General features: G+C 44.6%; 29 protein-coding genes. 18 read left to right on the plus strand and 11 right to left on the minus strand.

Annotated features, from left to right (window positions below):
- The coding region (locus H7708_RS12815) for an IS3 family transposase (RefSeq protein ID WP_223669690.1) at window positions 1–109 on the plus strand (109 nt) is incomplete at its 5' end.
- Window positions 110–124: 15 nt separating this feature from the next.
- On the opposite strand, the gene H7708_RS12820 is transcribed toward H7708_RS12815, so the two are convergent.
- The 7 genes from H7708_RS12820 to H7708_RS12850 form a co-directional block, all read right to left on the minus strand.
- Window positions 125–430 (minus strand): hypothetical protein, encoded by a 306-nt coding sequence (locus tag H7708_RS12820; protein ID WP_223671262.1) that lies wholly within the window; start codon window positions 428–430, stop codon window positions 125–127.
- Window positions 431–478: 48 nt separating this feature from the next.
- Window positions 479–880, minus strand: a complete 402-nt coding sequence (locus H7708_RS12825; protein WP_223671263.1) for a GFA family protein — start codon at window positions 878–880, stop codon at window positions 479–481.
- 40 nt (window positions 881–920) lie between these two features.
- The gene (locus tag H7708_RS12830) at window positions 921–1,328 is read right to left on the minus strand and encodes a hypothetical protein (protein WP_223671264.1); all 408 of its coding nucleotides are present in this window, start codon (window positions 1,326–1,328) and stop codon (window positions 921–923) included.
- 4 nt (window positions 1,329–1,332) lie between these two features.
- Complete coding sequence (locus H7708_RS12835; protein WP_223671265.1) at window positions 1,333–2,034, minus strand: aspartate/glutamate racemase family protein; 702 nt, start codon at window positions 2,032–2,034, stop codon at window positions 1,333–1,335.
- 64 nt (window positions 2,035–2,098) lie between these two features.
- Window positions 2,099–2,518, minus strand: coding sequence for a hypothetical protein (locus H7708_RS12840; RefSeq protein ID WP_223671266.1), 420 nt, complete (start codon window positions 2,516–2,518; stop codon window positions 2,099–2,101).
- Between the two features lie 19 nt (window positions 2,519–2,537).
- Window positions 2,538–3,272 (minus strand): peptidoglycan recognition protein family protein, encoded by a 735-nt coding sequence (locus H7708_RS12845; RefSeq protein ID WP_223671267.1) that lies wholly within the window; start codon window positions 3,270–3,272, stop codon window positions 2,538–2,540.
- 31 nt (window positions 3,273–3,303) lie between these two features.
- Window positions 3,304–3,696, minus strand: coding sequence for a thiol-disulfide oxidoreductase DCC family protein (locus H7708_RS12850; protein ID WP_223671268.1), 393 nt, complete (start codon window positions 3,694–3,696; stop codon window positions 3,304–3,306).
- A gap of 245 nt (window positions 3,697–3,941) precedes the next feature.
- On the opposite strand from H7708_RS12850, the gene dnaB reads away from it, so the two are divergent.
- From dnaB to htpX, 5 genes are all read left to right on the plus strand, one after another.
- Window positions 3,942–5,333 carry a replicative DNA helicase gene (gene dnaB, locus H7708_RS12855; RefSeq protein ID WP_223671269.1) on the plus strand — a complete coding sequence of 464 codons (1,392 nt, stop codon included), beginning with the start codon at window positions 3,942–3,944 and terminating at the stop codon, window positions 5,331–5,333.
- Window positions 5,334–5,337: 4 nt separating this feature from the next.
- The gene (gene alr / locus H7708_RS12860; RefSeq protein ID WP_223671270.1) at window positions 5,338–6,423 is read left to right on the plus strand and encodes an alanine racemase; all 1,086 of its coding nucleotides are present in this window, start codon (window positions 5,338–5,340) and stop codon (window positions 6,421–6,423) included.
- Entirely contained in the window at window positions 6,420–6,833 is a 414-nt protein-coding gene (locus H7708_RS12865) for a secondary thiamine-phosphate synthase enzyme YjbQ (RefSeq protein ID WP_223671271.1), read from the plus strand. The genes alr and H7708_RS12865 overlap by 4 nt, the downstream gene beginning before the upstream one ends.
- Window position 6,834: 1 nt before the next feature.
- Window positions 6,835–7,536 carry a PepSY domain-containing protein gene (locus H7708_RS12870; protein ID WP_223671272.1) on the plus strand — a complete coding sequence of 234 codons (702 nt, stop codon included), beginning with the start codon at window positions 6,835–6,837 and terminating at the stop codon, window positions 7,534–7,536.
- Window positions 7,537–7,753: 217 nt separating this feature from the next.
- Window positions 7,754–8,650, plus strand: coding sequence for a protease HtpX (htpX, locus tag H7708_RS12875; protein WP_223671273.1), 897 nt, complete (start codon window positions 7,754–7,756; stop codon window positions 8,648–8,650).
- Window positions 8,651–8,694: 44 nt separating this feature from the next.
- On the opposite strand, the gene H7708_RS12880 is transcribed toward htpX, so the two are convergent.
- Entirely contained in the window at window positions 8,695–9,246 is a 552-nt protein-coding gene (locus tag H7708_RS12880; protein WP_223671274.1) for a DUF2799 domain-containing protein, read from the minus strand.
- Window positions 9,247–9,400: 154 nt separating this feature from the next.
- Between H7708_RS12880 and dusA the strand changes: the two genes are divergently transcribed.
- The 6 genes from dusA (at window position 9,401) to H7708_RS12910 (ending at window position 15,231) form a co-directional block, all read left to right on the plus strand.
- Window positions 9,401–10,372 (plus strand): tRNA dihydrouridine(20/20a) synthase DusA, encoded by a 972-nt coding sequence (gene dusA, locus H7708_RS12885; protein ID WP_223671275.1) that lies wholly within the window; start codon window positions 9,401–9,403, stop codon window positions 10,370–10,372.
- A gap of 16 nt (window positions 10,373–10,388) precedes the next feature.
- Entirely contained in the window at window positions 10,389–11,360 is a 972-nt protein-coding gene (locus H7708_RS12890; RefSeq protein ID WP_223671276.1) for a hypothetical protein, read from the plus strand.
- A gap of 1 nt (window position 11,361) precedes the next feature.
- Window positions 11,362–12,348, plus strand: coding sequence for a hypothetical protein (locus H7708_RS12895; RefSeq protein WP_223671277.1), 987 nt, complete (start codon window positions 11,362–11,364; stop codon window positions 12,346–12,348).
- Between the two features lie 77 nt (window positions 12,349–12,425).
- Complete coding sequence (locus H7708_RS12900; protein ID WP_223671278.1) at window positions 12,426–12,965, plus strand: SRPBCC family protein; 540 nt, start codon at window positions 12,426–12,428, stop codon at window positions 12,963–12,965.
- A 111-nt stretch (window positions 12,966–13,076) separates the two neighbouring features.
- Window positions 13,077–14,219, plus strand: a complete 1,143-nt coding sequence (locus H7708_RS12905) for a phospholipase A (RefSeq protein ID WP_223671279.1) — start codon at window positions 13,077–13,079, stop codon at window positions 14,217–14,219.
- Window positions 14,220–14,322: 103 nt separating this feature from the next.
- Window positions 14,323–15,231, plus strand: a complete 909-nt coding sequence (locus tag H7708_RS12910) for an MBL fold metallo-hydrolase (RefSeq protein WP_223671280.1) — start codon at window positions 14,323–14,325, stop codon at window positions 15,229–15,231.
- A 31-nt stretch (window positions 15,232–15,262) separates the two neighbouring features.
- Here H7708_RS12910 and H7708_RS12915 read toward each other — a convergent pair whose 3' ends face one another.
- On the minus strand, window positions 15,263–15,946 hold the full coding sequence (locus H7708_RS12915) for a fumarylacetoacetate hydrolase family protein (protein ID WP_223671281.1): 684 nt from the start codon (window positions 15,944–15,946) through the stop codon (window positions 15,263–15,265).
- A gap of 115 nt (window positions 15,947–16,061) precedes the next feature.
- On the opposite strand from H7708_RS12915, the gene H7708_RS12920 reads away from it, so the two are divergent.
- The 4 genes from H7708_RS12920 (at window position 16,062) to H7708_RS12935 (ending at window position 19,016) form a co-directional block, all read left to right on the plus strand.
- Window positions 16,062–16,460, plus strand: coding sequence for a copper chaperone PCu(A)C (locus H7708_RS12920; protein ID WP_223671282.1), 399 nt, complete (start codon window positions 16,062–16,064; stop codon window positions 16,458–16,460).
- Between the two features lie 33 nt (window positions 16,461–16,493).
- Entirely contained in the window at window positions 16,494–17,501 is a 1,008-nt protein-coding gene (locus H7708_RS12925) for a DUF2333 family protein (protein ID WP_223671283.1), read from the plus strand.
- A 520-nt stretch (window positions 17,502–18,021) separates the two neighbouring features.
- Window positions 18,022–18,492: an RNA polymerase sigma factor gene (locus H7708_RS12930; RefSeq protein ID WP_223671284.1), complete on the plus strand. Its 471-nt coding sequence runs from the start codon at window positions 18,022–18,024 to the stop codon at window positions 18,490–18,492.
- A 5-nt stretch (window positions 18,493–18,497) separates the two neighbouring features.
- A complete protein-coding gene (locus tag H7708_RS12935) occupies window positions 18,498–19,016 on the plus strand; it encodes a hypothetical protein (protein WP_223671285.1) in 519 nt (172 codons plus the stop codon).
- Window positions 19,017–19,085: 69 nt separating this feature from the next.
- On the opposite strand, the gene ppa is transcribed toward H7708_RS12935, so the two are convergent.
- The gene (gene ppa / locus H7708_RS12940) at window positions 19,086–19,616 is read right to left on the minus strand and encodes an inorganic diphosphatase (RefSeq protein ID WP_223671286.1); all 531 of its coding nucleotides are present in this window, start codon (window positions 19,614–19,616) and stop codon (window positions 19,086–19,088) included.
- A 269-nt stretch (window positions 19,617–19,885) separates the two neighbouring features.
- Between ppa and H7708_RS12945 the strand changes: the two genes are divergently transcribed.
- Together H7708_RS12945 and H7708_RS12950 are read left to right on the plus strand one after the other, a co-directional pair.
- A complete protein-coding gene (locus tag H7708_RS12945) occupies window positions 19,886–21,889 on the plus strand; it encodes a sodium-translocating pyrophosphatase (RefSeq protein WP_223671287.1) in 2,004 nt (667 codons plus the stop codon).
- Window positions 21,890–22,042: 153 nt separating this feature from the next.
- Window positions 22,043–23,479, plus strand: coding sequence for a hypothetical protein (locus H7708_RS12950; RefSeq protein WP_223671288.1), 1,437 nt, complete (start codon window positions 22,043–22,045; stop codon window positions 23,477–23,479).
- Window positions 23,480–23,518: 39 nt separating this feature from the next.
- Here the strand turns inward: H7708_RS12950 and H7708_RS12955 are convergent, their stop codons facing one another.
- A complete protein-coding gene (locus tag H7708_RS12955; protein WP_223671289.1) occupies window positions 23,519–24,979 on the minus strand; it encodes a rhomboid family intramembrane serine protease in 1,461 nt (486 codons plus the stop codon).
- Window positions 24,980–25,036: the final 57 nt, after the last annotated feature.

Genomic DNA, 25,036 nt, shown 5'->3' on the forward strand with positions numbered 1-25,036 from the left:
CGACTACATCGAAATGTTTTACAATGCCAAGCGACGACATGGTAACAATGATGATGTGTCACCAGTCGAGTTTGAAAAGAACTATTTTATGAAGCTAAAAGGTATCTAGAAAACTTGGGGCGATTCAGATAGCTTTGAAGTTAGATAGCTCAAAACCATCTATGGGCTTGAAGAAATTGATGCGACAGTTTCTGTATCCTCCACAACCTAGTCTTTTAGCTGCAAAGTCATACATATGGGCTAAAGTGTACTGTGCTACAGGATCACCTTTTTCTGCTCTTGCCTTTATGTGAACGAAGGCCTTTTTGAGCTCCCCACTATAGAAGTGCTTTATAGCAGTTGTATCTTGCTGATCAATGTCTTCCCATGAGTTAAAACCTTTAGCCCCAGCAATGAAAAGGAGTGAAACCAATATTATTATTTTCTTCATAAATAGAATCTTAGTTTAGTATGCTAAGTATTTATTTGTAATTAACATTTACTTTGGGGCATTACTATATTTTTTGCAACTATTTAAGCCAGCCTCCCACTTTGCTTTGTCATCCATAAAAATATGCGCTGTCGGTTTAATAGGTATATCATCATCCAGGCATCCAGCAGGGACGACAATTAACTTACCTCCGGCAACTTCAGTCGGTACTGCCGAACCACAGCTAGTACAGAAACTTCTGGCGTGGCGCGTTTCGGGCAGGAGATAGGTTTTTATCAGTTCTTTGCCTGATAACCAATTAATGGTGGCGGTACTGGAGAATAAATTGGCAGCGTGAGCAGTCCCCGTTCCTTTGCGACAGCGCGAACAGTGGCACAAAAAGAATTTGTCGAAGTCGCCATCGATCTCGAACTGGATCTTACCGCATAGACATGAGCCTTTGTTTGACATTTCGCACTCCTTGAATCGTGGTTATAGAAACACCATACCACTATTGTTCTGAAAAATTCGATTTTTGAAGCAGAAGTGGTGTTAACAACAAAAGCATTATCGCCCCATTGATATACAAATGGGAAGAGACAGCAAAGTATAGTGAATAGGCAGTATCCAGAATCACCCAGACTAGAATCGCAAAGACCATAAACCACCAGTCTTTTGATGTTCTGTTTTGAAATGCTTTACCAACGCTGTAATAAAACAATAGCCCCCAGCTGGCAACGGTGGGACCGAAAACACCGATTAGAAACTTCATGGAGTTTAGGTCGCCTTGCGGGAATGCTTCCAACAGGTGAGCAAAATAGGAGCCAGCGATTGGTGTGAATACCATAATCGGTAATAGTAGGCCGCCAATGATATGAATCACGGCAATGGACTTCAGCCATTTCTCTGTAAACATCATCCCTTTAACCTTCCTCAGATAAGGCCAGCTCGACAGCTGCCGAGGCGTGGATGGCTGCAGTATCGTAAAGTGGGACAGAAGTATCTTCGGGTTTTACCAGCATCGCTATTTCGGTACATCCTAGAATAATTGCTTCAGCCCCTGCTTGCTTTAAGTTATCAATGATATCGAGGTAGGTCTCTTTTGAACTCTGATTGATTTCACCTCGACACAGTTCGTTATAGATTATCTCATGCACCTGTTTACGTTCCTTTTCCTGTGGAACCAAGACTTCAATCCCAAACTTATCCGTTAAGCGCTTTTTATAGAACTCCTGTTCCATAGTGAACTGGGTGCCCAGTAGGCCTACTGATTTGATGCCGTTCTGAACGAGTTGTTGTCCCGTGGTATCGGCGATATGAAGTAGCGGTATATTGATCGCTGTTTCAATTTCGGGGGCGACCTTGTGCATGGTATTAGTGCAAATCAGCAGAAAGTCAGCACCTGCTTTTTCGACGGACTGTGCTGCTTCGGACAATATATCAGCGGTTTTTTGCCACTCACCTTGATGTTGCAAATGTTCAATCTCAGCGAAGTTCACGCTATATAAACATATCTTGGCTGAGCTAAGACCGCCCAGGCGCTGCTTAACCTCCTGGTTAATCGCTTTGTAGTAATTTGCTGTGGATTCCCAGCTCATGCCGCCGAGGAGGCCAATGGTTTTCATTTGTTATTTTCCCATAGCTAGATATAGGTATAACTATACAGCAGAAAAGTTAGCTATTGGGTACTTACTGGCACTTCTCAGTCGAGAAATCTTGGTGTCCTCTATCTGGCCAGCAAGACCAACTTTCTTGAGCTTCGGTAAAGATTAACTTACCACTTTGATTATTTTTTATGGTGAACAGATATTTATAGCTACTGATGGAGTCGTCGCCTGGAACATTTAAGTTTGTGATAGATACAAGGTAACTATTTTTTTTCTTGTCTTTAGATATGCTAAGAGTCAGTTCTTGAGAGGATGGCTTTATAAAGTTCAGCTGTTCTAGTAAGCCCGGAAGGCTGTAAGTTGGTGGAGTGGTACTTTGAAGCGTTAGTAACTCTTGATTGAGTTGTTCAACATCTAAGTTCTTCATCTGATCTGAATTATTCGAGCTGCAGCTAAATATGCCAAATGTTAAACTAGCAATTATCAATAATTTCTTTAACATGAACATGTCTTTATTACCTTTATGATTCTTTCTTGAAAAGTTTTTGGCGTATATCCTCTATCGGCTCATACAGGTAATCACCAGGACATACTGTCCCCTTACCACCTCTATCTATTTCTTTATGCATTAAAACCTTGTTAACAAGGTATTTCTTTTGCAAACCTTCAAGTAATTCTACTAAAGCATTTTTTTGCTTTTCGGGAAAACTTGTTTCAGAAGCCCATTCAAACCAGTTGTCTTTTACGTGGTAATCACCTTGTAACACTATGCCAATCTTTCCCCAGTCTGGATCGGCTAAGGCCCCTTTTTTCTTCCCAACTCCGGCATGGCTTCCCATAACCTCTAGTGGCCGGCCTTCGAATATTCGACCATTGCCAAAAATAAAAAAATGATAGCCTAGAGCAGCATACCCCTGGCTCTTATGTTTAGCTTCGTTGCTCCTAATATCATAACTGTTATTAGTATGATGAATGACTACAGAGTTGAGGTAACTCTTAAGAGATTTTTTTTCAGTGTTATAGTATATAACTTCATTTTCCCATATGGGGTTAGAGGCCCCCCAAGCCTTTCGACCTGCGACTTGTGTTTTTCCAATCGTCATTGAGGTGTGTTGCCAAGGTTCTATGCTAACGACACTGTTTTTTTGGTTGCGCTTTTGCCAGTTTTCCGGTGAAGTTTTGACGGTAAAGTATGACTGTTCCATTTTATAACCTAATAATCCTTTTGTTTGATACAGAACCTTATCCTGAATCAATTGGGTTTTCTGTGATAAATCTCAAAAAAGTTCAGAGAAAACGGTCTGTAATATCCTTCGTTGGAATCATACAGTAATTGTGTTTCCCGAACAGTGTATAGCGATTGAGTGCGATACGATCGTAAATCCAGTCTCTAAAGCTTAGCGGAAAGATTCGAAATATTCTAAGCCAAGGCCAAGGTGCTTTAAGATCGTTGATGACTTCAAAGAATGCTTCAGAGCGATAGTAAGGCATTCCATCCTTCAATAGGACCATGGTCTGGTATTCTTTTGTTGGTAATCCGAGGAACTGTAGCAGTTCTTGTCCTTTAGGGGACTGCACTGAACAGAATTTGAAATGCGCCCCAGGATCACGTTTTATGACAAAGGGTACCCATCTAGAGCATAAGACGCACTCACCATCGAAAAGGATTACTGAACTCATAGGTCTATCATAACGAAAAATCAGGTTGCACAATAACTTAATTACTGGTCGGTGCCAACTTAGGTGATAAATTATGTTAAAAATGTTTACTCTAGCTCCAGGCTATAGATTTTAGACTTATCCAGAACTTATCCACAGACTTATTGTATTGCCTAAAAACTGTTAGTATATAAAATAGTTTCAAGTAGGCTTATTGGGTTTACTTGTATAACTTAGCCATCCAACTTAATAATTAGAAGCAAATCATGCTATCAGCACAACAAACTGACAATAAAATCAAAGACTTAAAGGTTCCTCCGCATTCTATCGAAGCTGAGCAGTCTGTGCTTGGTGGGGTCATGATTGATAATGACCAATGGGAGAAAGTCGAGGAGATCCTGCTGTCGACGGATTTTTACGTTAAAAATCACCGTGAGATCTTCAAGGCGATGGCTGAGCTGGCCAATATGGCCAAGCCGATGGACGTCATTACCCTATCCGAGCATCTGGAGCAAGTTGGTGAATCCGAAATTGGTTTGTCGTATCTGGGCGAGCTGGCACAAAATACACCAACGGTGGCTAACATTCGCGCTTATGCGGAGATTGTTCGAGAAAAGGCGATTGTCCGTCAGTTAATTTCGGCGTCGAATGAAATTGCAGATGCCAGCTTTAACCCACAGGGCAGAGGCCTGGCGGAGTTACTGGATCTGGCAGAGCGTAAAGTCTTCTCGATTGCCGAATCCCGCGAAACCAGCGGTGAAGGGCCAAGCAAGGTCGAGGATATCCTTAAGTCGACCATCGAGCGTATTGAAGAAATTCAGAAGACCAAAGGGGGGGTAACCGGTCTTTCCACGGGCTTCACGGATTTGGACAATATGACCTCGGGTCTACAGAAAGCGGATCTGGTGATTATCGCGGCACGTCCTTCGATGGGTAAGACTACTTTTGCCATGAATGTGGTGGAGAATGCTGCACTTGCCAGTGATTTACCGGTATTGGTATTCAGTCTTGAGATGCCGAGTGAATCAATTATCATGCGTTCGATTTCTTCGCTGGGGCGTCTCGAGCAAAACAAGATCCGAAGCGGACAAATTCAGTCGAAAGAAGACTGGGACAAATTTAATAGCGGTGTCTTACAGTTAAAAAATCATACTAAGTTGCTGATAGATGATACGGCGGGCTTATCACCGGCGGAAATGCGTTCAAGGGCTCGACGAGTCGCGCGCGAGCATGGCGGGGTTGCCCTGATTATGGTGGATTACCTCCAGCTGATGCAGGTGCCAGGCATGAGCGACAATCGTACGCTCGAGGTGAGTGAGATTTCCCGCTCATTAAAAGCTCTCGCTAAAGAGCTGGAAGTTCCAGTGATTGCACTATCGCAGCTGAACCGCTCACTGGAGCAGCGAAGCGACCGTCGTCCGGTAATGTCGGATTTGCGTGAATCAGGTGCGATTGAGCAGGATGCGGATCTGATTCTGTTTATCTACCGTGACGAGGTCTACCACCCTGAAACTGAGCGTAAAGGTATTGCCGAAATTAAAATTGGTAAACAGCGTAACGGTCCGATTGGCTCGGTGGAATTAAGTTTCCAGGGCCAGTATTCTCGTTTTGATAATTTAGCGCACAACGATTACGAAGCTATGGGGGAAGGGTACTAGCCGTATGCGTCCTACCAAGGCCGTTATCGATCTCGATGCGCTACGCCATAACTTTTCAACCATTCAGAAAATAGCACCGTCCAGTCGTGTTATCGCCGTGGTTAAGGCCAATGCCTATGGTCACGGCTTATCCAAAATTGCTAAAGCTCTGCCAGAAGCCGAAATGTTCGCCGTGGCGACACCGGCAGAAGCTTATACCTTAAGGAGAGCAGGTATTCAGCAACCAATCTTATTGCTGGAGGGGTTTTTCGAAGCGCGCGAGTTGCCGAAAATCGTTGAGCAGGATTTACAGATTGTGGTGCACCACAGCCCGCAGATTGAAGCGTTAGCAAACTTTAAGACAGAGCAGAAAGTCAAAATCTGGCTGAAAGTCGATTCCGGCATGAATCGGCTGGGCTTTAAAATTGATGAACTGCCTGAAGTGGAAAAGCAGTTGGCAACGATCAAATCTATTGCGAAACCTATTCGGATCATGTCGCACTTCGCCAGTGCCGATGATGTGAATGACGGGTTTACCGAGCAGCAGCTGGAGGCTTTTGCCAGTACCACGAAGCACCTGCGCTGGGAGCGATCAATGGCTAATTCGGCCGGTATTCTGGAAGCCAAAGGTGCACATTTTGACTGGGTAAGGCCAGGCCTGATTCTGTATGGCTGCTCACCGATGATAGGTTCGGTAGGAGCGGACTATGGGCTACAGCCAGTGATGAATCTGGAGTCACAAATCATGTCGATAAAACACCTGAAAAAAGGTGAGTCGACCGGCTATGGGCGCCATTGGTTTGCTGAAAAGGACACGGTGATAGGGTTGGTGGCTATTGGCTATGGCGATGGTTATCCGCGTAATGCCAGTAACGGAACGCCTGTGTGGGTCAATGGGCGTCGAGTGCCGTTGGTGGGGCGAGTGTCGATGGATATGCTGGCAGTTGAATTAGGTCCTGAGCATAACGAAAAGATCGGTGATAGGGTGGTGCTTTGGGGCAAAGAGTTGCCGGCTGAAATTGTAGCCGAGTATGCGGACACCATTCCTTATACGTTAAGCTGTGGAGTTACTGGTCGAGTTCATATGATTTATAAAGGTAAACGTTGGTGAGTTATCAGGAAATAATTAAAGTAGCGACACAGAGGCAGGGGCTATACGAGTTTACCCGCGAGGTCGAGACCTGGGTTAGTGAACAGGAAGTCACCACAGGCGTTTGTCATCTATTTGCTCAGCACACCTCCTGTAGTTTAACGATTCAGGAAAATGCCGATCCCAGTGCAAAGGCTGATCTCGAAAACTGGCTTAACCGATTAGTGCCCGAAAACGATCCTTTGTATACCCATACCATGGAAGGGCCAGATGATATGCCTGCACACATAAAGGCTATCCTGACAAATGTGTCCCTGAGTATTCCTATTGTTAATGGACGTCTGGCGCTGGGTACCTGGCAGGGGATTTATCTGTGGGAACATCGGCATCATGCGCAGCAAAGAAGAATAATTTTACATGTAAGTGACTGATATGAAACCTGTAATCTTTTTTCGTAAATTTCATAAATGGCTTGGCTTGATTATCGGTCTGCAATTATTGCTATGGGTTGTCGGTGGCTTTGTCATGAGCTTTTTCGACATTGAACAAGTGCGTGGTGAAGATCGAATTGCTGAACAAAAACAGGCAGATTTATCGCAGCCGCTGACTGTAACGGCCAGTCAAGCCATGAGCCTTTCTGGCCTGAATGCCGAACAGGTGGTTCTCAAGTCATGGTTGAGCAAGCCGGTATGGCTGGTAAAGGAAGGTAAGACTGAGGTGTTGATCGATGCTATTCGAGGCGAAGTGCTGACGCCGCTGTCTGAAACCATGGCTCGTCAGGTGGCGATATCTGATTTTTCAGGTGAAGAGGCTATCGCACAGGTATCGTTAATCGAAAACCCTCTGGGCGAAGTCCGTGGTAAAACGTTGCCACTGTGGCAGGTGACATTCAGTGATGATGACGAGACTCGGGTGTATGTTTCGCAACATAGCGGTGAAGTTGTGGCGCGACGTAACGATACCTGGCGTCTGTTTGATTTCTTCTGGATGCTGCACATTATGGATTATGATGAACGTACGGACTTCAATAATCCTCTGCTGATTTTTGCGGCGTTGCTGGCGATTTTGATGAGTATCAGTGGCCTCTACCTGGTGTTAAAGCTTATCTTTTTTAAGCCAAAAAGACGTACCTGATATGGCGCAGAGAAAGCCTCATTGGAAAGCAATTATAGCGTCAATCATCATCATCTTTGGCGCTTACTGGCTGATTAAGTTATTGATCTTTAATTATTTGCTGTAACCTAGACATGAATATTTACAAATTCGTGATTGGTGACGTCTAAATTCACTTGTTTCCTGCCGACTTACCCCCATAATTAATACTGTTAATTGATCTTTACTGGAGATATCAATGTTAAGAATTGGTTTGTTTTTATTAACCAACTTTGCAATTTTAATATTAGCTGGTGCGGTTCTGAGCTTCTTGGGCTTCGACAGCATCATGGCACAGAATGGTGTTGACCTTAATCTGACGGCTCTACTTATCTGGTGTGCGGTCATCGGCTTTGCCGGTTCATTTATTTCGTTATTCGCGTCGAAATGGATGGCGAAGAAGTTCATGCACGTCAAAATGATTGAGCAGCCTCGGAGCGAAACTGAGCAGTGGCTGGTGAATACGGTTGAAACCCTGGCAAAAGACGCGGGTGTGGGTATGCCGGAAGTGGGTATTTTCCCATCGCCACAGTCTAATGCTTTTGCTACAGGCTGGAATAAAAACAACTCATTGGTTGCCGTAAGTGAAGGCTTGTTGCAGCGTATGAACCGCGATGAAGTGCGTGCCGTTCTGGCGCACGAACTGGGCCACGTGGCTAACGGTGACATGGTGACTTTAACCCTGATACAGGGTGTGGTGAATACCTTCGTTCTGTTTTTCTCGCGTGTTATCGGTCACTTCGTTGATCGCGTACTGCTTAAGAATGAGCAGGGGCACGGTATCGGTTACTTTATTTCGGTGATGGTTGCACAAATCATATTAACCATTTTGGCGAGCATGGTGGTGATGTGGTTCTCACGCCGTCGTGAGTTCCGAGCCGATGAGGCCGGTGCGCAACTGGCTGGCTCAACAGCGATGATTGGTGCCTTGGAAAAGCTGAAAGCGGAGTATGACATGCCGTCGGATATGGGCGAAACTTTTACCGCCTTTGGCCTGAAAAATGGTCGAACTGGTTCATTCCAGGAAAAGTTTGGTCACCTGTTTATGTCGCATCCTCCTCTGGATGCACGGATTGCGGCATTGCGTAATAGTTAATTTCAGTGATGTGAATAAAAGGACGGGGCCCAGGCCCCGTTTTTTTATCGCTGTGGTCGGTAGCGGTCGAGCAGGTTATTGACCTTGTCAATCTCATCATGAAGGTCTTCAATGTCTTCATCCAGCTCTTCCAGCTCGTGATTAACCCGTTCAATTTCTTCTTCATCTTTTACCCGACGCTGTACTTCGGTTAGCACATCGTGTTCGTGATGGGCTTCCTTTAATTGATGCTGTAGGCGGTCATGTCGTGCCAGCAACCCGTCATAGTAGCCGTCATCATAATCCGGATAACCCCTCTTGCAGCTAGGGTTTGGATAAGAGCCGGTATTCCCTCGATTAAAACCATTGTCCGCCGTGCAGTAAAGATCAAGCCCTTTTATACGTCCAGCTTCATAGGCTTCTCTATTCACCCGAACGTCATATTCTGCACAGGCCGACTCATGTTTGAGGATATAGTCAGAGTCACGGCCATACTTGCCGTCTTTATAGCCGATCTGTTGCCAGTTACCCGATATACATTCCGTTTCAGAAAGGGTTGCACAGCCTGACAGTAAGCTAAGAATCGCTAGACAACCCCAAAATTGTTTAAAGTTCATAATCACACTCTTTTGAATTATTCGATGTCTCCACTCCTTTATGGCAGCGTTTCCCTGAAGTATTGCTGAATGATCAATACAAAATTAGGGTCTCGCGCTAAAGGATCATATAATAGCGCCCCAAACAGAAATTTCCTATGAAAAGTATTTTCTCGTGACAGCGCCACTCGATAGAAAAATTTGTATTGCCCCCATGTTGGACTGGACCGATCGTCATCAGCGCCGCTTTATGCGCTGCATTACCAAGCATGCGGTGTTGTATACGGAGATGATTACCACGGGTGCTATTATTCATGGTGGTGAAGAAAGGCACCTGCAGTACAACCAGGAAGAGCATCCTGTCGCTATTCAGCTTGGTGGCAGCGATCCCAAAGACTTGGCACACTGCGCCAAGGTCTGTGAAGACTATGGTTACGATGAGATTAACTTGAACGTGGGCTGTCCCAGTGATCGCGTACAGAATGGCCGTTTCGGTGCCTGTCTCATGGCTGAGCCGGAACTAGTTGCTGAGTGTATGGACGCCATGGCGCAAGTGGTGGATATTCCGGTGACGGTGAAAACACGAATTGGTATTGATGACATGGACTCTTACGAGCACTTGTATCGCTTTGTGGATACTGTGAAGCAGGCGGGCGTTAAGACGTTTATCATCCATGCGCGAAAAGCTTGGTTGTCAGGTTTAAGTCCTAAAGAAAACCGTGAGATTCCCCCGTTAAAATACGATGTGGCCTATCAGGTGAAAAAAGACTTCCCTGAGTTAGAGGTCATTGTAAACGGTGGAGTGACAAGTCTGGAGCAGTCCGAAGAACACATGCAACATCTGGATGGCGTTATGATCGGGCGAGAGGCTTATCATAATCCGTATTTCCTGTCTGAAGTCGATAATCGGTTTTATGGACAGAATGATGATATTCCTGGCCGTATCGAAGTCGCCGAAGAATTCTGCCGATATGTCCAGCAACAATTAGACAATGATGTTTATTTAGGCCATATGACGCGTCATATTTTGGGACTGTTTTATGCCCAGCCTAAAGGAAAACTGTGGCGTCGACATCTTAGTGAGAACGCTTATAAAAAAGGCGCAGGACTGGAAGTCATAGAGGAAGCGTTGGAGTTATTTCGATAATTAAATAGGGGAAGGGATGAAGAATCTATTCTGGGGAATGCTGATTTTTATAGGCTTGTTGGGGACTGTTTGGCTTGTCTGGCCTGAAGAGATAGTTCGGGAAGAGACTAAAGAAAAGGAACCAGTGGAAGTTGCTGTAACAACCAGTGCAAAAGTAATTAAAGAGGCTGATGAGCCTCGAAAGAAGCCTCAGGAAAACGCAGTGCCACCTAAGAGTGAAAAAAGGACTAAGCCTGATAACGAACTTCCCTGTTACCAAAAATATCAGAAAAAGCCTGAGTGGAAGGAAATTGAAGCCGTCCTCAGTTCAATCTTTATGAACGGTGATGAGGCTGCTGGGCAAGGGGTCTATCAGCAGCTACCGATTGCAGCCGTTAAATCTTATGCCGATACCGGCGACAAAGACGCTATGTTTCACTATGGTTCCGAATTAATGTGGAAGGCGGCTTTTGGTATGCATCTCAACTCGATAAACCGGAACCCGGGTGAAACACTAAGTGAGTTAAGTGAGCGAGCTAAAAAACACAACCCTGATTTTGATGAATTTTTACAGGGCGCTGATTATGCTTACCGCGCTGCGATAAAAGGGAAGTTGGGCGGAATCATGGAAATTGCCATTTTAGAAAAACGTCTAATCAGGCGCATGGTCAAATCAGGTAGTTCTACAGAAGATATAGAAAAAGCTCTGATTCACCGGCACGCTTCCTTAAGCTTAATGCAAAAAATGCATACCAATGATCCTGGTTTGTTAACGTTCTTTTCTGGTGCTGACGAGTTTCAGGATGACTTGAATACTATCTACAGCGAGCAGGAGTTACAGCCAGAAATAAGGGAAGAACTAGAGAGCAAAATAAAAACACACTCACAGCAGTTACTGCAACAGTGGAAATCTGACAGACAAGCGTTAGGGCTGGAACCGTTCCCTGATGTGATGAGTTCGAGGTTAGATCAGTTTCTGGCGGATATGGAACAGGAGTGTGGACAGTAATATGAAAAAGATCATAGTAGCTTTAGTTGGTATCAGTTTTCTAATTATTTTATACACTTTATTTCCAGGAATAGATTCTCATGTAAACCATGAATCTAGTGATGAAAGCCGTGAAGCTGTAAAGCAAAGTGAAGGGGGAGAAGAGGTAGGTTCTGAGGAGACTTCTACTGGTGACAAAAATTCGCAAGAAGAAAAAGAAACTACAAACAAAGACACCAACCCAGAGAATTCAGAGTTAAGTTGTTATCAGCGCTACTCTGCTAAACCTGAGTGGGAAAAAGTACAAAAGATTCAGCAAGAAATTTTCATTGATATATCTTATCTCGATCCTGATGGGAATGCATACACAAATTTACCGGTGGAGAGTTTAAAGGCTTTTGCTGACTCGGGTGATAGAGACGCCATGATTTTTTATGGTGTTGAGCTCATGCAGACGGCTGCTTTAGGACTATCATCGATGAAAAGAGCCGAGCTGGAGCGTCAGCACCGGATGGATGAAGCCAAACAAAAAAGGGAGGCTTATGAACCGGATTTGGAGCAGTTCAATGAAGGCGTGGAATATATCCACAGAGCTGCAGCTCAAGGTAAGTTCGCAGCATTTGTAGAGGTTCAGTTGTATTTCAGATTACTTGCATATCAAATGAGCGAGCGTTCTTGGAAAGAAGAAAAAATCAATGACGCTCTGGCAACTAGCTATGCATATGAATTGTTGCAGAAAGACATTCTTAGGAAGAATAAGTTGTTTGTTAAAATGATGTCACAACGCGATAGCTTAAAACGTGCCCTCAAGCGAATTTATCCAGAAAAAGAAACTCTTGATGAGTTAATGACTCCTATACAAGACAAGGGGCGACAGAAGTTCGAAGAAAAGAAAAATGAGTGGAATCAGGTAAGGGCAATGCAGGGGCTTAAAGTTTATCCTGATTTATTTGGAAAAGAGCTTAAGAGCTTTACCCAGACTATGGCTGAGAATTGTTATCCGAACTGATAAGTCAGTAATATTTCTTGCGAAGATGTATGCATCTAGTCTAAAGTGAATTTGTTCACAAATTTCCAGGGGGATGGATGATGAAGATTTTAAAGAGTTTATTGTTGATTATAGCGGCGATTGCCATCGTGCTTATCGTGGTTGGTTTGTTTCTACCACAAAAGGCTCATGTTGAACGTTCGATTACGGTAGACGCTCCACGAGATGCAGTTTTCCAACAGGTGAATACGTTTAAGGACTATAATTCCTGGTCACCCTGGTATCAGCGCGATCCCAATGCGAAGTATGAGTTTACAGGACCGGAAAGTGGCGTTGGTGCCAAAATGGCGTGGGAGAGTGATAATTCACAGGTAGGAAATGGCTCTCAGGAGATTGTGGAGAGTGATTACCCAAGTCACGTTAAGACTAAGCTGTTATTTGGAGAAGATCCCAACCCGGGCTATGCGGTGTTTACTCTAGAAGAAATTGATGTTCAGAAAACCAAGCTGACCTGGAGTTTTGATGCGGATTTTGGCTATAACATCATGGGGCGTTACTTTGGGGTCTTTATGGACGATATGCTGGGCCCTGACTATGAAAAAGGGTTGCAGTCGTTAAAACAGAAGATTGAGAACTAAAAGTTAATATTTTGTAAAGCCCTGATATTTTATCGGGGCTTTTTTATGTATGTCATGTTTCCTGCCCCCGGATTTGCTACAATCCAAGACAAATAATGACGGAACTATGCCATGAAATTTACCCCCAAGCTTAACCGTATTTACCGCTGTATATTACTTTCGTTACCTCTGGTGGGGGCACCTATTGCCGTATCTGCTGGCGAAGAAGAGCGCGTGGCACCAAGGGAAAAAGCTGCCAGCGATTACGATCAGTGTTTATTGCAACGGCTGGAGGTTGTGAGCGGTGATACCTCGGTCAAAGAAATTAAGGAATATTGTGAACAAGCCAGCAATAAGGCGTTCTTTCGTCGCAGTAAAGACTTATTAGCGTCGGAAGAAGATAGTGTGGGAGAGGTTAAGGCAACAGAGGGGGAGGAAGAAAGCGCGGCGGAAGAGTCTGAGTTGCTAAAGAAGCGTTTGCGATTAGAGTATCGCATTCGTGACAACCGCTTTGCCATTATCCCGCATAAACCTAATTATCTACTGCCAGTGACCTTTAACAATACGCCCAATGGTGACAGTTTGCAGTCGGCAGGTGATGAGCGTGACGTTGATAATGCGGAAATTAAATTTCAGGTAAGCTTCAAAACACCGTTCTGGGAAGAGCCTTTCGGCGATAACAGTGCTTTGTTCTTTGCTTATACCGGACAGTCTTATTGGCAGGCCTATAACAAGGACATTTCCAGCCCTTTCCGTGAAACCAATCATGAGCCAGAGATTTTCGCCGCCTGGGCAACCGACTGGGCATTAGGCGAATGGCAAATCCCGTATTTCTCTATGGGTGTTTCGCACCAATCAAATGGTCAGAGTGGCTTATACTCGCGTAGCTGGAATCGTATCTATACGGAGTTCGCCTTTGAGAGTGATCGTTGGGTGGTTGCTTTTAAGCCCTGGTGGCGTATTCCAGAAGATCGTAAGGAAGATCCTATGGATCCTGACGGCGATGATAACCCGGATATCGATGATTACATGGGGTATTTTGAGCTGTACTCGGCCTACCAGTGGGATGAACATAATTTTGGTATTTTACTGAGAAATAACTTGCGCAGTGATAATAAAGGCGCTATCCAGTTCGATTGGACCTTCCCGTTGGATGATGATGGTAAGTTACGTGGTTATGTGCAGTATTTTAACGGCTATGGCGAAAGTTTGATTGATTATAACCGTCATGTGAACCGGCTCGGTGTGGGATTTGTCCTTACGGACTGGTTGTAAGTATCTTTTCTCAAGCGCCGGTAAGGCGCTTTTTTGCTATTAGGAACTACTGCAAAGTTTGTGCTACTGTTAATGGCCTATTGTAATCATTGGAGGAAGCATTATGACTCGACTAATCAACGGAATTACCACTCTCACTTTAACCGTTATATTTTTTGCCTGGTCGCATCAAGCATTATCTCATGCAGACGCTCGTCCGGAAGCGACCATTGAAACTCAGCAGTTAAGCGATGGCCTTTATGTTTTGTTTGGAAAAGGAGGGAATATCGGTCTTTCGGTTGGTGAGGATGGCACTTACATCATTGATGATCAGTTTGCCCCGCTTACTCCCCAAATTAATCAGGCGATAAAAGAAGTAACCGATGAGTCAGTTCGATTTGTGATTAATACTCATTGGCATGGTGATCACACCGGTGGCAATGAGAATTATGGTAAAGCGGGGGCCGTTATTGTGGCGCACGATAATGTGCGTAAACGCATGAGCGTTGAGAATATCAGTGAGTTTTCTGGTAAACCTATCCCGGCATCGCCGGATGCCGCGCTACCGGTGGTAACGTTTGATAGTGAAATCAGTCTGCATCTGAATGATGACGATATGCGGGTGTATCACGTCGCGAATGCTCATACTGATGGCGATGCCATCATCTATTTTGCAAAAGATAATGTGCTCCATATGGGTGATACCTACTTCAATATTGGATACCCTTATATCGATACTGGAGGTGGTGGCTCGATTGACGGTTATATTTCTGCGGTAGAACGTGGCTTGGCCTTAGCTAACGACGATACACAGATCATTCCGGGACACGGGCCTATGTCGAATAAAAAAGAGCTACAAAAATTCGGCAATATGCTGAAGGATTTACGTCAGAAAATTGCTACCCTTAAAGATAAAGGAATGTCGTTGCAAGAGGTTATCGCAGCCAAACCCAGCGCTGAATATGATGCTGAAAATGGTCAGGCATTTATCAAGCCCAAACAGATCGTGACTTTTATTTATAAAAGCCTATAAAGAGGAAGGCTGGAGTTTATCCAGCCTCGGTCTATTCGATAATAAAGTTTAGATCCAAGGTTTGGTTGAGGTTGGCAACGACTCTGTCTCCGCGTTCAATCGAACCTACCCCTGAAGGAGTACCGGTAAAAATTAAATCACCCGGTTTTAGCGTAATGTGCCGGGATAGCTCTTCCACAATTTCAACGGATGACCATATCATGTCAGCTAGATCGCCTTGTTGGCGCAGCTTATCGTTGACCGATAAACTGATAGGGCCCCGTTCAATGTCAGCTAAATTATCCAGCGGCAAAATAGGTGAGATAGGGGCTGACTGATCAAATCCTTTAGCTAAATCCCACGGGCGGCCTTGATCTTTTGCTGCTGCTTGTAAGTCGCGTTTTGTCAGGTCAATTCCCAGAGCATAACCATAAATACAAGCCTCGGCTTCTGACTCATCGGCATCGCTGAGCTCCTGGTTAATGGCGATAACCAGCTCCACTTCATGATGCAATTCTTCAGTCATGCTGGGATACGGAATCGTTTTGGGGTTGATAACCAGGCTGTCGGCCGGTTTGGTAAAGAAGAAAGGCGCTTCACGTTCGCTATGTCCCATCTCATTTGCATGGGCGGCATAGTTCCGACCAACACAATAGACCCGGCGAACAGGGAAAGTCAGCTCGCTTCCGAGGATAGGGACCGTAGAGTGTTCTGGTTTTGGGAAAAGTGTGGTCATGTTTCTAACATAGAGTTTGTGGGTGAATAGAAGTACAATACCACTATTGCAAAATTTGCCAACGGAAAATCACGTGACTTTTCAATTTTTTCAAAGCTTAAAGAGCGGAATATTAATGGCGTTAGCCACAGCAGTTTTAGTGGCCTGTTCAAAACAGGGGATTGAAGTAACCGACAGCTGGATCCGAAAAATGCCTGAAGGTGTGACCAATACAGCCGCTTTTTTTAGCATTCATAATCATACTGGCGAGTCTGTGACCTTAACCGGAGTCAGCATAGAAGGTGCCGGGCACGTGATGATGCATGAGACAAAAGTTGTGGACGGTATGGCAAAAATGGCACACTTGGAGGAAGTGGTGATTGAAGAAAGCGTCACTTTCGCACCGGGTGGTAAACATGTCATGGTGATGGGATTGAGTATCCCGGAAGGGACCCAAAGCTATAATATACAGTTACATTTCGCTAACAAGCCGACGCTTGATGTTACTGCGGAAGTACGTAATGCTAAACAATAGAATCTAGTGGCTCACGGAACATGAGGAAGAGTAATGAATATTGATACACTACCTGAAGACAAAGGTAAGCGGGGAAAGTGGACCTGGATCTTAACCGGCTTTATCGTGCTGGTGATTCTGATGTTTATTTTCATCTTCATATGGAGCTCTGAGCCGGATCCCGTTGACCCAAACCATCTGATCAAAGACTATTCCGGTGAGCCGCCGGTGGGTTACGTCACGGTGGAGACTGTGGCGCAGGTTGCCGAGAAACTACTGAATAAAAGTGGCGGCTATTTAAGTAATGATATTATGCCACCGAGTGTGTTCATGGATAATATGCCAGCCTATGAGTTTGGTGCCTTAGTCCAGATTCGCGATATTACCCAAGTTCTTCGTAACGATATCAGTCGCTCCCAATCCCAATCGTTGGAAGATGAAGCGCTCAAATTTGCAGAACCGGCTTTTAATATCCACCATAAAAAGTGGATGTTCCCGCGAGCGGAGCGAGAGTATGAAAAGGGTATTGAATTTTTGCGAGATTATCGTGATCGTTTAACCGACCCTTCGGATACCGAAACACAGTTTTATGCTCGTGCTGATAACTTACGTTCTTGGTTGTATCTCGTCAGTAAACGTCTGGGTGGTTTGTCGCAGCGTTTAAGTGCCAGCGTTGGCAGAACGCGCATGAACACCGATCTCGCTAATGATCCTTCGGCAACCCAGTCTACGAGTAAAGGACAAATGGTGACGGTGGAAACGCCGTGGATGGAAGTTGATGACGTCTTCTGGGAAGCGCGTGGTTCAACCTGGGCTTTGATACAGTTCTTTAAAGCGATGGAGCATGATTTTGATCGTGTCTTACGTAACAAAAATGCCGTGGCATCATTTCAACAAATCATCATGGAGTTAGAGGCGACACAAGAAACTATTTGGAGCCCGATGATAGTCAACGGCAGTGAGTTTGGCTTTATGGCCAACCACTCATTGGTCATGTCATCCTACATTTCGCGGGCTAATGCTGCGATTATCGATCTGATCGAGTTATTAAAGCGCGGTTAGTCACATCGCTTTAAGGCAGGCAATAGCTCTAGGCTATCGCCTGCTTTTATGTAATCAACTTCTCTAACTAATATTCCAATTTTATACACACTCCTCGAAGCTGATATTTGAAGGCGGCTTATCTTAAAATAGTGAACAATAGAACCTAACTCATTGTTATTTAATGTTTTTCTATATTAAGAAATATTGTTGATTTTACGTTGACGTTTTCTTCACGTTTTGTGTTTTAGGCTAAATGCGTTGGTAATTCTTTCCCATACTGACGACTCAATAGTAGTAAGCAGGGAAGCTGTTTAAGTCATACCTTTCCCTGGATACCTTTTGGGTATGGCTCCTTACCCCGTGACCCCAAGCGGGGTATTTTTTATTTATAATTTTTCTTTTGCCTTTAAACCTTTTTGCTGTAATCATCATCTAAAAAGAAAACCGTGGATAAAACTTAACTTTGTCGGCAATAGGGTCATCACAGATACAACCAGAGGCTGTACTTGAACTCGTTCATCGAGCGCAAGACGGTTCGATGAGTGCTTTCGAAAGTTTGTATCGACAACACTCGAATCAGGTGTTTCTGTTATGTTTGCGTATGTCTGGCTGTAAAAGTCATGCTGAAGATTTTATGCAGGAAACTTTTATTAAAGCATGGCAGGCACTACCAAAGTTTAAAGGTGACAGTAAATTTTCTACCTGGATATACCGTATCGCGACAAATACCGTATTAGCAGATAAACGAAAGAATACATTAGATTTGGTTCAAGACCATGACTGGGAAAGAGAATTTGAGCAGAGTTTATCGGATACGCACAGTCGTCAGCAGATTGACCTTGAGAAAGCCATTGCTGGTTTACCAGCCCAAGCACGCCATGTGATAGTATTGCATGATCTGATGGGCTTGACTCACCAAGAGATCGCTCAGCAGTTGGGCATTGCGGCGGGAACCAGTAAGGCTCACTTGAATCGAGCTCGAACTATGGTGAAAGAACGATTAGAGTAGATAATATGAGTAACGAACAGGATATATTAAAGCAACTTAAAAACTTGCCGAACGAGGCGCAAGCCCCTGATCGTTGGTCAGAGATTCGACAACAAATTGAAGCAGATGAGAAGGCATCACCAAAAGGCAAGCCTTGGTGGGTTATGGCTGTAGCAGCGAGCATATTAGTGATCGTTGCTTTGTCTCCAGTGTGGCTGCCACCATCGTCGAACGATCTGGCACCTCAGATCACGGCAACGCAGTCGGAACAAAATCAGAGTGAAAAAACAGATGGTACATTTCGCTTAACGATTCAGAGTTTACAACAAGGAAATGCCGCTTATTATGCCAAGCTGGGTAGCCAGATTCAGGCCGAAGGTGCGCGGCTGCCACGAGACACCTGGTCCTCTTTAAATAGTCTACGCCAGGCTCAGCAGGAATATCGCCAGGCATTGATCCAGAATCCTGATGATTATAAAGCACAGAAGCGTTTGTTCTGGCTTTATGAAAAAGAACGAGAGCTACTGCGACATCTCATCGTTTAGAACTAGATACAAAAAAGCCCGCAATACTGTAAAGGTATTGGCGGGCTTTTTGATAAGGCAGAAAAGCGTTTAGCTGTTCTTGAACATCTCAATGCTGTCCAGAATTTCTTTCTTCGCTGCTTCAGCGTTTTCCCAACCAGCGATCTTAACCCATTTACCTGGTTCAAGATCTTTATAATGCTGGAAGAAGTGCTCGATCTGGTTACGTAGCAACTCAGATAGTTCATCGACTTCATGAATACCCTGGTACATGCTGCTCAATTTACCTGTAGGAATAGCAACAACTTTCGCATCTTCGCCAGACTCGTCGGTCATTTTCAAAACGCCTACTGGGCGGCATGGAATAACACAGCCAGGAATTAGAGGGAACGGTGTTGGCACCAGGACGTCAACTGGGTCACCATCGGCAGATAAAGTTTGGTTTACATACCCGTAATTAGTAGGGTAATGCATGCATGTCGCCATGAAACGATCTACGAATACGGCGCCTGTGTCCTTATCAACTTCGTATTTTATTGGATCGCTGTGTGCAGGGATCTCAATAATGACATTAATTTCTTCTGGGATATCTTTACCCGCAGGTACATTGTCCAAACTCATTACTTTACCTTTTTTGCGTGTTAGGGCTCTACAGAGGGCGCGTATTATATACCCAATTCACTGAAAAATACACGTTTCAGGACCCGGGATGCCTTTTCACGTGGTTTGGGTATGGTGGCTTTGTCCACAAAATAAATTGCTGATTTATTAATCATCCTGTCTATAAATTGTACAATGGGTAAAACTACTATAGACTGAAACCGAGGTTTGTAAAAAAACCGATAACAATCAAAGATATAAACAGCAATCAATACAAGCATGGGGGATGTATGACAGACAACATGATATTGCCACCACTATTGGGTCTGATAGGTTTGGCTTTTGCATTTATCATTTATTTCGTCGTTAAAAGATACCCAGAAGGTCAAGATAAAATTAAGAAAATCGGTAACGCCATTCACTCTGGCGCGATGGTTTTTATGCACCGTGAATACCGAATGCTCGCACTGTTTGCGGGCATTTTGTTTATTATACTGTGGCTTTCTCCGCTGGGCGGCAATACCGCCCTGGCATTTGCGGTGGGCGCCGTGTCGTCAGCACTGGCTGGCTATATTGGAATGTACACCGCCACTAAAGCCAATGTCAGAACTACTACTGCCGCTCATACTAAAGGTGCGGCCGAGGCGTTAAGCGTCGCCTTTTTCGGTGGCTCGATCATGGGGCTGTGTGTCGCATCGCTGGGCTTGATGGGTTTAGGCGGTCTTTACTGGCACTTTGGTGGTGATCCGGAAACGGCACACTACATTCATGGTTTTGGTATGGGCGCTTCGTCAGTGGCGCTGTTCAGTCGTGTTGGTGGTGGTATCTTCACTAAGTCTGCCGATGTTGGCGCCGATCTGGTGGGTAAAATCGAAGCTGGCATTCCAGAAGACGATCCCCGAAACCCAGGAGTTATCGCTGATAATGTTGGTGATAACGTGGGTGATGTCGCCGGTATGGGTTCTGATATCTTTGAGTCTTATTGCGGCGCCATGATCGCGTCGATAGCGATTGCTGCAACCATGGCAACTTCTGAGCTGGGTGCACAAAATGTGTTAATGGCAGCGCCGCTGGCTTTAGCTTCAGTTGGTTTAGTGTGTTCTATTTTAGGGATCATGTTGGTTAAACTGATGTCCAGCAATAAACCTGAGGTGGCGCTCCGAATCGGTACGATTGGTGCGGCAGTGCTATTTGTTATTGCAGCTTACTTTTTACTGCAGAATATGGAAATCTCTAATAATGTATGGCTGGCAGTACTGTGTGGTGCCGTAGGTGGGATCATCATTGGTCTGGTCACTGAGTACTACACGTCAGGTGCGCCAATTCGCCATATTGCTAAATCAGGCGAAACCGGTCCTGCAACCGTGATGATCTCAGGACTTGCTGTAGGCATGCAGTCAGTTGTCGTGCCAGTGTTGACCCTGGCGGCCATTATTTTCATTTCCACCGAACTCGCCGGAGTCTATGGCGTTGGTATTGCCGCAGTTGGTATGTTGGCAACGGTCGGTATCACCATGGCCATTGATGCGTATGGGCCCGTAGCCGATAATGCCGGTGGTATCGCTGAAATGGGGGGGCTGGGTAAAGAAACACGCGATATTACCGACTCATTGGACGAACTGGGTAATACCACCGCAGCGATTGGCAAAGGTTTTGCCATCGGTGCTGCGGCACTGGCGGCCCTGGCGATTATCGTTGCTTTCGTTGAGACCGTGAACGCCAAATACGGTGCAGATGATTTTGTATTGCACATAGGCGATCCGCAAGTTTTGATGGGCTTATTTATCGGTGGTCTGATTCCATTTCTAATTGCTTCAATTACCATGACCGCAGTCGGTGACGCAGCCTTCGCCATGATCCATGAAATACGCAGACAGTTTAAAGAGATTACAGGTCTGTTAGAAGGCAAAGCGGAGCCAGATACTGAAAAATGTGTCGCCATTGCAACCGATGCAGCACTTAAGAAAATGATCCTACCAGGCGTAATTGCTGTCGCAGCACCGCCACTCGTAGGCTTCCTGCTTGGTGCCGAAGCGCTAGGTGGCATGCTGGGTGGCGCTCTGGTTAGTGCGGTTCTGTTAGCACTGATGATGGCCAACGCCGGTGGTGCCTGGGACAACGCCAAGAAATATGTAGAAAAGGGCAATCATGGCGGTAAAGGCTCAGATGTCCATGCAGCCACAGTGGTCGGTGATACTGTTGGTGATCCGTTCAAGGATACTTCGGGACCATCCATGAACATCCTGATTAATGTGATGGCGATTGTCTCGCTTGTTATTGCTCCATTATTGTAATCTAAAGTACCTGAGAAGCACTGCCTATGGGCAGTGCTTTTTTTTTGCCCTGAAAATTGCGGCATAATATTGCCCGTGAGAATTGAGCCAAGGTTTGCTAATATTAGCAACATTACAACTACAGAATATAACTACAAAGAACAAGGACAGGGAATGAACTGTAAATATCATACACAAGAGAAGGCGCAGTGGTTTTGTCACGATTGTGATATCTCTTTTTGTTTAAACTGCTGTGATATGAACGAGCGAGAAATTGCGCCTCGCTGCTTGCTTTGTCGTAGCCACCTCAATTCGTTGGGAGTGAGCGATAAGGTGACGCCTTTCTGGAATAAGTTATCAGATTTTAATAAGTACCCCTGGCAGAAGGGGGCTATGAACTTTTTGATGCTCTATATGGGGATCGCCTTTGTTATCGGTTTAATCAACGACTTTATACCTTTCTGGATTTTAAACCGTTTATTGCTTATCACTCTATTCTCAATAGGTATTGGTTATGTTTTTAAGGTTTTGATCACAACGGCAAAAGGTAACTTCGAGGCGCCGAGCTATGATGAAGCCATCATTTTTGACTCTGAGGGAATGACGGGTAAGGTCATGGGGCTTTTCTTAATACTAATAGTCATTGGCTACTTTGCGATTGTCCCTATGGGATTAACAGCGCTGCAAATATATTTAGCCTTGATATCGTTCAGTATGCCGGCGATTTTGATTATTTTAGCCATGGAGAAGCATGTTTTTTCAGCGCTGAATCCGGCTCGTATCGCTACCTGTATTAAAGCCGTTGGTTGGCCGTATTTATTGTTATTCGGCTTTTCATATTTAATTGATAACGGCTTGGGCTTTGCCATGAGTGAAATTCATTTCTGGTTGCCTCAGGCTATCGCCTATCCGTTATTATTTGGCGCAGGAGCTTATTTTTATATCGTTAAGTTTAATATGTTTGGCTATGTCGCCTTTCAATACCACAATGAGCTGGGATATGGTATTGAATATGAGAATTTACTTGATAATGAATCTGAGGATGCCCCAATCAAAAGGTTGTTGGCTAAGTCAGACGTTTATGTTCAGGAAGGACGTTTCGAAGATGCCGAGCATGTACTGTATGAGTTGGCTGAAAATAAACAACACACGGTAAAAGCGCTGGAGCGTTTGGTGCGATTGAATATTGCAAGGCAAAATCCGGCCGGAGCACTAAAAGCTGCTAAAAACTACTTTGATAACCCTAATCTTGAGCAGGTGTCTGCCGAAGCATTGAGATTATACGAAAACATGATTGGCTTTGAACCACGCTTTAAGCCGATGAATGCCCGGGCCCGAGCCGTTCTTGTGAAGCAGATGAAGCATAAGCGTTATGCTGACGAAGTAAAAAAATTATGCAGTATCTCGGAGAAGATGAAGAGCGATCTAAATTTGCCGTGGTTGATGCTGGCTCGAGCTCGCTTTGAATCAGAAGCCATGAACGATGATACAAAAGCTTTGAAAGTTCTTGATACGTTATTGAGCAAATACCCTAATGGAGCACACCAACGAGAAGCGGAGCAGCTGAGGCAGGTTTGTCGCTCCATGCAGCATAAATTACCCTCAGCCTGATCGGTCTTCTTACCGCTATATCCGCAATTAATGAAAGCTTTAAGGTTTACTTAAAGCTTTCTTCGCTTCTTCACCCACAAATGTTTCTGGGTGTTTTTGGCTTAAATAGTTAAAGATTTTTTTGTAGGTAATGTGATCATTGTTTTGTTCACAGGCCAGGCCGAAGCGAAACAGTAGCTTTGGCACTCCTTCATTAAAATCGTAATGTTTTACCAGGAAGTTAATGATAGGTCTGGCCTGGTGAAGCTGTCCTTTCTTGATCAGGGCGCCGGCATAATTCACCAGCGTATCGGCCGGTAGAGCTTTTAAGCCATTACCGTTGCTGGTTATTTCTCCCAGCGCCACGTCAGCCAGTTTTGCAAAGCGATTATCGTTTAGCGATCTGAGCAGAATAAGGTTGCAGAACTCTTCAAATTTTCTTGAGTTGGGCGTGATTTTTTCTAAGGTAAAGAGTTTTGTGTAGTAATGAATATTGAGCGGATCCTGCTCAATCAGTTCCGTTAATAATATTCGAGCTCGTTCAAAATCCAGCTGCTGGAAGGCTTCATTCGCTTGCTCATACTTTAGTTTATGTTGATTGTCTGAGCCGGTTTCTGTTTCGACAGTTTCTAGCGAAGTTTCCTCGGATGGTTTTTGCATTAGCTTAAAGACGATGGCACACAAAAAGCCTGCGACTAACCCGCCAAAGTGAGCCATATAGGCGACATTGTCGTCCTGCATGGTGGACATAATGAATTCTTTAGCTAACCAGAACAAAAAGACCAAGGCCGCAGGTAGCTTGATGTAGTCGAAAATGACAAAGAACCAGTAAAAATATCGGATATTTTTTAGTCCATACCAACCGCCAAAGCCGCCCATCAAGCCGGCAATAGCACCAGAAGCTCCTACCAGAGGTGTGTATGGATCTTTGGTAGTAAATGAGAAAAATAGAACCGCAGACAGGCCAGATAAAATATAAAGCGTAAGTGTCTTACCGCGACCCATTAGCAGTTCTAGATTAAAGCCGAACAGGAACAGGAAAAGCATATTACCGAGCAGGTGATCGATCCCACCATGCATGAACATATGAGTAAATGCAGTAAAGACGCTGGGTTCAGATGGGTAATAGGCGTAACTATAGAGAGACGTCTCTTCGAGAATGTTATTAAGTTTGTCTCGTTTTTGTCGCCATTCCAGTGAGTAGCTACTCAGATCCTGAATATAATTAGAGAAGTGCTTATCCAAAATGATCATCTGAACAAGGTACTCATCGGGTAACATAGAGTTGCCACGAATGGAGTTATAGACATCAACTCGGTTATCTAAAGCGTATTCCTCAAAAACTTCTTTTTCCTGCTCCAGTAGCTCCGCTTCCACGTAATATTCAAATGCATCTTCAAATACATCATTATCCTGTCCCTGCAGGAAAATATACGCAAAAATATTCAGTAAGATGAGCGTTACTGTTAAATACGGCGGTTTTTTTTTCGATATTGCATTCTCTGCAGGTATTAATAACATGACAAGTCTCTTGTTCCTTCAATCGTTATTATGATGTCTCGGCATTTATAATTTACC

The sequence above is a fragment of the Kangiella shandongensis genome (assembly GCF_020005365.1).
Taxonomy (GTDB): Bacteria; Pseudomonadota; Gammaproteobacteria; order Enterobacterales; family Kangiellaceae; genus Kangiella; species Kangiella shandongensis.

Excerpts from the sequence above, each read along its gene's own strand:
- H7708_RS12830 (WP_223671264.1), bottom strand. The coding sequence starts at position 1,328 with ATGATGTTTACAGAGAAATGGCTGAAGTCCATTGCCGTGATTCATATC.
- H7708_RS12835 (WP_223671265.1), bottom strand. The coding sequence starts at position 2,034 with ATGAAAACCATTGGCCTCCTCGGCGGCATGAGCTGGGAATCCACAGCA.
- H7708_RS12820 (WP_223671262.1), bottom strand. The coding sequence starts at position 430 with ATGAAGAAAATAATAATATTGGTTTCACTCCTTTTCATTGCTGGGGCT.
- ppa (WP_223671286.1), bottom strand. The coding sequence starts at position 19,616 with ATGAGTTTGGACAATGTACCTGCGGGTAAAGATATCCCAGAAGAAATT.
- H7708_RS12935 (WP_223671285.1), top strand. The coding sequence starts at position 18,498 with ATGAGTAACGAACAGGATATATTAAAGCAACTTAAAAACTTGCCGAAC.
- H7708_RS12905 (WP_223671279.1), top strand. The coding sequence starts at position 13,077 with ATGAAATTTACCCCCAAGCTTAACCGTATTTACCGCTGTATATTACTT.
- H7708_RS12945 (WP_223671287.1), top strand. The coding sequence starts at position 19,886 with ATGACAGACAACATGATATTGCCACCACTATTGGGTCTGATAGGTTTG.
- H7708_RS12825 (WP_223671263.1), bottom strand. The coding sequence starts at position 880 with ATGTCAAACAAAGGCTCATGTCTATGCGGTAAGATCCAGTTCGAGATC.
- H7708_RS12840 (WP_223671266.1), bottom strand. The coding sequence starts at position 2,518 with ATGTTAAAGAAATTATTGATAATTGCTAGTTTAACATTTGGCATATTT.
- H7708_RS12900 (WP_223671278.1), top strand. The coding sequence starts at position 12,426 with ATGATGAAGATTTTAAAGAGTTTATTGTTGATTATAGCGGCGATTGCC.
- H7708_RS12920 (WP_223671282.1), top strand. The coding sequence starts at position 16,062 with ATGGCGTTAGCCACAGCAGTTTTAGTGGCCTGTTCAAAACAGGGGATT.
- H7708_RS12955 (WP_223671289.1), bottom strand. The coding sequence starts at position 24,979 with ATGTTATTAATACCTGCAGAGAATGCAATATCGAAAAAAAAACCGCCG.
- htpX (WP_223671273.1), top strand. The coding sequence starts at position 7,754 with ATGTTAAGAATTGGTTTGTTTTTATTAACCAACTTTGCAATTTTAATA.
- dnaB (WP_223671269.1), top strand. The coding sequence starts at position 3,942 with ATGCTATCAGCACAACAAACTGACAATAAAATCAAAGACTTAAAGGTT.
- H7708_RS12930 (WP_223671284.1), top strand. The coding sequence starts at position 18,022 with ATGAGTGCTTTCGAAAGTTTGTATCGACAACACTCGAATCAGGTGTTT.
- H7708_RS12915 (WP_223671281.1), bottom strand. The coding sequence starts at position 15,946 with ATGACCACACTTTTCCCAAAACCAGAACACTCTACGGTCCCTATCCTC.
- H7708_RS12880 (WP_223671274.1), bottom strand. The coding sequence starts at position 9,246 with ATGAACTTTAAACAATTTTGGGGTTGTCTAGCGATTCTTAGCTTACTG.
- H7708_RS12910 (WP_223671280.1), top strand. The coding sequence starts at position 14,323 with ATGACTCGACTAATCAACGGAATTACCACTCTCACTTTAACCGTTATA.
- alr (WP_223671270.1), top strand. The coding sequence starts at position 5,338 with ATGCGTCCTACCAAGGCCGTTATCGATCTCGATGCGCTACGCCATAAC.
- H7708_RS12890 (WP_223671276.1), top strand. The coding sequence starts at position 10,389 with ATGAAGAATCTATTCTGGGGAATGCTGATTTTTATAGGCTTGTTGGGG.
- H7708_RS12950 (WP_223671288.1), top strand. The coding sequence starts at position 22,043 with ATGAACTGTAAATATCATACACAAGAGAAGGCGCAGTGGTTTTGTCAC.
- H7708_RS12895 (WP_223671277.1), top strand. The coding sequence starts at position 11,362 with ATGAAAAAGATCATAGTAGCTTTAGTTGGTATCAGTTTTCTAATTATT.
- H7708_RS12925 (WP_223671283.1), top strand. The coding sequence starts at position 16,494 with ATGAATATTGATACACTACCTGAAGACAAAGGTAAGCGGGGAAAGTGG.
- H7708_RS12870 (WP_223671272.1), top strand. The coding sequence starts at position 6,835 with ATGAAACCTGTAATCTTTTTTCGTAAATTTCATAAATGGCTTGGCTTG.
- H7708_RS12850 (WP_223671268.1), bottom strand. The coding sequence starts at position 3,696 with ATGAGTTCAGTAATCCTTTTCGATGGTGAGTGCGTCTTATGCTCTAGA.